General features: G+C 69.9%; 8 protein-coding genes. All 8 read right to left on the reverse strand.

Features of this window, described 5'->3' with window-relative positions:
• The coding region (locus tag HY703_07900) for a hypothetical protein (GenBank protein ID MBI4545100.1) at positions 1 to 224 on the reverse strand (224 nt) is incomplete at its 3' end.
• A 148-nt stretch (positions 225 to 372) separates the two neighbouring features.
• Positions 373 to 558 carry a type II toxin-antitoxin system HicA family toxin gene (locus HY703_07905; protein MBI4545101.1) on the reverse strand — a complete coding sequence of 62 codons (186 nt, stop codon included), beginning with the start codon at positions 556 to 558 and terminating at the stop codon, positions 373 to 375.
• The gene (locus tag HY703_07910; protein ID MBI4545102.1) at positions 555 to 776 is read right to left on the reverse strand and encodes a type II toxin-antitoxin system HicB family antitoxin; all 222 of its coding nucleotides are present in this window, start codon (positions 774 to 776) and stop codon (positions 555 to 557) included. Before HY703_07910 ends, HY703_07905 begins: the two co-directional genes overlap by 4 nt.
• Positions 777 to 971: 195 nt before the next feature.
• Positions 972 to 1,715, reverse strand: coding sequence for a nucleotidyl transferase AbiEii/AbiGii toxin family protein (locus HY703_07915; GenBank protein ID MBI4545103.1), 744 nt, complete (start codon positions 1,713 to 1,715; stop codon positions 972 to 974).
• Between the two features lie 41 nt (positions 1,716 to 1,756).
• Positions 1,757 to 2,038 (reverse strand): hypothetical protein, encoded by a 282-nt coding sequence (locus HY703_07920; GenBank protein MBI4545104.1) that lies wholly within the window; start codon positions 2,036 to 2,038, stop codon positions 1,757 to 1,759.
• Positions 2,039 to 2,226: 188 nt separating this feature from the next.
• Positions 2,227 to 3,210, reverse strand: coding sequence for a hypothetical protein (locus HY703_07925; protein ID MBI4545105.1), 984 nt, complete (start codon positions 3,208 to 3,210; stop codon positions 2,227 to 2,229).
• On the reverse strand, positions 3,207 to 4,775 hold the full coding sequence (locus HY703_07930; protein ID MBI4545106.1) for a DUF3108 domain-containing protein: 1,569 nt from the start codon (positions 4,773 to 4,775) through the stop codon (positions 3,207 to 3,209). The genes HY703_07925 and HY703_07930 overlap by 4 nt, the downstream gene beginning before the upstream one ends.
• A gap of 172 nt (positions 4,776 to 4,947) precedes the next feature.
• A partial coding sequence (locus HY703_07935; GenBank protein MBI4545107.1) for a lysophospholipid acyltransferase family protein occupies positions 4,948 to 5,388 on the reverse strand: 441 nt, incomplete at its 5' end.

Raw genomic sequence — 5,388 nt, forward strand, 5'->3', positions numbered from 1 at the left:
CCCTGGTTCAGGTTGCGGCACACCGTGAGCGCCTTGAGGAACATCTCGGGCATGAGCACGGCGGGGCCCAGGTTCAGCACCACCCCGCCGCCGTCCAGCGTCTCCGGCGCCGCGCTCAGCCGCCGGAAATCGAGGTGGCCGGTCTGGCCAATGGCCGCGCCGTCCGCGGCCGGGTGCTGGTGGATGATGTCCGCGCCCACGGCCGCGTGCACGGTGAAGGGCACGCCCAGCCGCCGCGCGGCCAGAGCAGCGAGAGCTCGGGGTAGGCAACGTCGTTCGCGATTCCATTTCCCGCGCCCGCAGACCCGTCCGAGGGCTTGGCCTGAACCCGACCCTGCGCGTGCGCTGGCCGGACATCGCCGTCGTCTCCCTTTACGGCTCCGGGATGCCCAGGTCGCGGCAAATCTTGCGGGCGAGCAAGTCATCGATCTCGGTGTGCCGCGGGACGGCGCTCCGGCGCCCATTCGCCGGATTCCCCCACCACGAGTGCTTGGCGCCCTCACGAACGAGAACGCACCCGTGGGCTCTCAGGTGCGCAACAAGCGCGTGCCGTTTCACGCTGCTACGTTGATCCTGACCTCCTCGTACGGCTCCCCCTCGACGGCGGCGAGCGCATCGGCGCGGTTCATGTCCAGCGCCTCCTGGAGCGCCGAGCGGAGATTGTGCAGGAGTTCATCCCGCGTTTCGCCCTGAGAATTGACGCCCGGGATCTCTTCAATCCAGCCAATCCACCATTTGCCGCGCTGCCGCACAACCGCCGTGTAGTTCGTAGCCATTTGAACTCCTTTTCGATCGAGGCGCGGTGGGAGATAATAGTCTAACCCGCGAAGAGCGAAACAGGAGGGTCACCCCCGCTGCGGCTTCCTCGCCGATCTCGTGCGCACGTGGTCACCGCTTGTCTAGGCGCCGTCGCCGAGAAATCCCCATCCTCACTTTGGACTCGGACATCAAAGCGGTGGACCGGCCCGTTCCTACTCCGGTCGCTCTCCCCAGCCGGCCGCTTGCCTCGTGAGCCATGCGCACTCCTCGAGGCCGAGGCGGATAGTTTCCTGAATCTCCTGCTCCGTAAGAGGCACGAGAACCCGAAGAGGGAACGCGGAGAGGATCGGGCGGCCAAGACCGCGCTGTAGCGCTTGACCGAGCAGCGGGGGGTTAAGCCCCGGGTCGCATGCCTCCAGGTCGGCTGCGTGGGCGACAAAGCGTCGGCGGCGCTCCGCCTCGGTGGGCGGCGGCTCGCCCGGGCCCCAGCGGCCCAGGAAACAGTGGAGGTCGATATAGTCGCGTGGCTCGTAGCGGTCACAGAGCGCGTGCAGCTTGCCCGCGCAGACGTCGCGGTACGAGGCAACAGGCACCCCCTCACGCGTCGGATTCGGCGGCTCGAGCTGGAAGGGAGAGGCTCGGCCAAGCTCGATTCTGGCTGACTCACCCTCCTCGGGCGCGGGGCGGTCGGAAACCAGGAACTCCGTGAAGCCTCGGCTCGCGGGGCCCTCACGGGTGATGTGGAGCCCGGCGGCGCGGATCCGGTCCTTTACGAGAGCCCCGAAATCGCGCGCGTCCATGCCCGGCCCCCCGAAGAAGTCAAGGTCCTGCGACTGGCGGTGTTCGAGGTAATAGGCTGCGAGCGCAGTCCCGCCCTCGAGCCGGAGGTCGAGGTGGCCGTACTCGCGTTCCGCATCGGCCACAACCCCGATCAGCCGCGCGTGGAGTTGCGTCATGACGAGCGGGCTTGCGGCGAGGGGGTCTCGCTGAGGCACGGTTACCCGGCCGCACTATTCCGGGCGCCGGTGCGCTCGGCGACGCCGCCCAGAACCAGCCTCCAGAAGGCCCGAGTATGCTCGGGGATCTGGAGCGAGTCCAGCTGCTGGCGCAAGGCGTCGGGCGAGACGAGTCTGCCGATGGTCCGGGGGTCGGCGCGGGTGAGCAGACGCCCCAACGTGACCGGACTGCTCAGATCGATCGGCTGGTCTGGTCGCGCGTCCCAGAACAGGTGGGGCAGGTCGCCGTAACGGAGACCGCCTGCGTTATCGGTGTCCTGCACGCTAGCACGCCTCGCTCTTGCAGTTGGTGCCAACCGATACCATACGCGGTTGCCACAGCTGTGACAAACCTCGCCTGATGGCGAACACGCAGGGAAACTCGTCCAAAGAGGGCGCGCGATCGCCCTGTCCCGGCGTCGCCGCGCGGCCACGCCGAGCCCCCGCGTCCCTGGGTCTTTGCGTCTCCGCGTCAGGATGCGGGAGCGGTCCGGCCGGCCAGCTCCTCCACCACCGCCCAGGCCAGCAGCGGCACCATGATCTCGTGGTGGCCGGTGATGTGGTAGCCGCGGCCGCCGCCCGTGCGCGTGGGCCGCTCGACCACGTTGACCTGCGGCCGGTAGTGGCGCAGCATGTCGAAGTCGGCGGCCAGGAAGCCCTGCGGCCGGCCCTGGTTGAGGTTGCGGCACACGGTGAGCGCCTTGAGGAACACCTCGGGCATGAGCACGGCGGAGCCCAGGTTCAGCACCACGCCGCCGCCGTCCAGCGACTCGAGCGCCGCCGCCAGCCGCCGGAAATCCAGGTGGCTGGTCTGGCCGATGGCGGCGCCGTCCGCGGCCGGGTGCTGGTGTATGATGTCCGCGCCCACGGCCGCGTGCACGGTGAAGGACACCCCCAGCCGCCGTGCGGCCAGGAGCAGCGAGAGCTCGGGGTAGGCGACGTCGCCCCGCGCCTCCAGCGCCCGCGCCAGCGCTTCGCCCATGCCCCACCCCGCGCGCGCGCCGGCCCGGATCGCCTCGTTCATCTCGCGCCCCGTCTCCTCCGCCATGCCGAAGCTGCCGTCGGCCAGGCCGGCGGCCACGTCTTCACTGGTGCCGCCCCACCGGGCCAGCTCGTAGTCGTGGATCACGGCCGAGCCATTCGAGGCCAGGTGCGTGACCACGCGCCGCTGCAGGAGGTCGATCAACACGGGGGCGAGCCCGGTCTTGACCACGTGCCCGCCCATCATGCAGACCACGCCGCGCCCGCCGCGCGCCGCGCCGGCCACTGCCTGGACAATGGCGCGGAAGCTCCGCGCCTCCAGGATGTCGGGCAGCGAATCCAGGAAAGTGCGGAACGGCTGGCCCGCGGCCGGCGGCCGGGCCAGCTCGTGAGCCTGGACTTTGTTGGGACGGGCCGATACCGGCGTGGTCCGGACCCGGGAAAGGTCGGCGTCCGGCGGCCGCCGCTCGCTCAAGGCGCCGAGGGGGGAGGCGACCCGGGGAGCGCGGTCGTCCCGGGGGGCGCGGGCGGCGAAGGCGGGAAGAGCGGCGAGAGCTTGGCGCCCGGCTGGTACGAGTCCAGATAGAGGTTGAGCGACCCGATCACCGGGACGTGCGACTTGAGCTGCACGACCAGGCGCTGCTCGTCATCGGTGAAGTAGATTTCGGCGCGGCCGCCCTTGCCGAACAGGCCGTCCGTCTGGATGATGGGCTGGACGACAATGGTTTCGAAGGTGCCGGCCGGCACCTTCACCACCTCCTTACGCAACACCTTCACGACCACCGGGTTGCCGTCCGCCTTGAAATAACGATGGAACGTATAGGTCTGCCCCACTTCGAGGGGCAGGGTGCGCACGAAGTAGATGAACGAGACGTCATCCAGGGGCCGCTCCGTGGCCAGTGCTCCCGACTCGTCCTTGTCCAGCCGCCGCCACAACATCTCGTGGGGAAAGAAGTCCAGGGTGCGGTGCCGCTCGTAGCGGAACTCCTTCTGGTCCTGTCGGAACCGGTGGGACTGGAGGCGTGAGACGTCGAGCCAGGACTGCAGCCGGTCATCCACCTTGGCGAAGAGGATCCCGCCCTTCAGGTCGAAGCGCAGGTGGTACGCCGGGGAGCCCCGTACGTCTTCGACACCGACCACTTCCATGGAGCCCTTCCCCACCTCGCCGAAGATGCCCAGCGTGAGCTTGTAATCGAGCCGCTCGCCCGGGCCGAACGGAACCGCGGCCACGGCGACCCCGGCGCTGACGTGGCCGTTCTGAGCCAGCACGCCGCTGCTGCCGGCCAGCAGCATGGCCAGCGCAAGGGCGAGCACACGGCCGTTCTGCCGCTTGAGCCGCGCGAGCTGCAGCCCCGTGGTCCAGGCGCGGAAGCGCGTGCCCCGGCGCCGCCGGTCGTAGCGCAGCAGCACGGTCGCCTCGTCCATCCGCCGCGCAAACGGCCGCACGGCCTGCAGCAGCTCGAGGTTCGCGGCCCACCCCTCGGATCTGAGCAGGGGCGCGCCGTCCAGCGCCCCGATCGCCTTCTTCACACAAAACACGCGGTAGGCGCGGAACCCCGAAATGGGATCCGTCACCGGTCCCGGCCAGTCGATTCGCGGCAGAAGATAGCCGAACAGGCGGCGCGCCCACTGCACGGCGCGCGGCGCGTGCGCCGCATCCAGCCGCCCTGAGCTCGTCACTACGTCCGCCCCCGCCTCGATGCGCTTGACCAGCGCCGGCACCTCCTCCGGCTCCTCCGTGAAATCGGCCTGCAGCGTAACGATCACATCCCGCCGCGGGTAGACCGAGCGCCGCACCGCCTCGCGCAACAGTTCCTCCAGCGACGCGGCATAACCCCGCCGCTGCGTGTGCCGGAACACGGTGAGCGGAAGCACCCGACAGTAGGGGTCGAGGATCTCCGAGGTGGCGTCCGTGGAAGCGTCGTCAACCACGAGCATCTGATAGTCCCGCGGAAACTCGGTCATCACCTGCCGCAACTTCCACAGCAGGACGCCGATCGTGCGCTCTTCGTCGTACGACGGTATGCAGATATAAATCACGGTCGCGTAGTGTCGCTCGCTGTGACCCGGCCGCCGATCCCGCTCCCGTTCCCGCTCCCGAACCCCACTCGCTTCCGATCCCGCGTCCGAAGCCGAGTACGCCTTATTCCCTGCATCACCGCGGCCCCGTGTCCCCGTGTCCCCCAGTCCGGGCGGGGAGTGGGGGCCGCGGCTACGCCTCCCTAATACCGGCGCCCCCATGGGGCGGTTCCTCCGCCGGCCGCGTCTTCCAGCGCCGGTGATGCCAGAAATATTGCTCCGGCGCGGCCCGCACGGCCTGTTCCAGCCGCGCCGTGTACGCCGCCGTCAGCCGGAGGACGACGTCGTCGACCTCGCCCTCGCGCGATACCACGACCTCCTCGAGCAGCCCCCGGTAGCTGCGGCCGGGCGCGCGCAGCGAGTAGCCGAGGAAGAGAGGCGCACGCGCCCGCAACGCCAGCACTGCCGGCCCGCGGTGCGTCGAGGCCGGCCGGCCGAAGAAGGGGACGAGGAGACCGGCGCGCCGTGCGTCCTGATCCGCCACGAAGGCCACAACTCGGCCGGCGCGCAACGCGGCCAGACCCTGGCGGGCGGCATGGGCGCGCTCGATCACGTGCATCCCCAGCCGCTCCCG

This window comes from Gemmatimonadota bacterium (assembly GCA_016209965.1).
In the GTDB taxonomy this organism is placed as follows: Bacteria; Gemmatimonadota; Gemmatimonadetes; order Longimicrobiales; family RSA9; genus JACQVE01.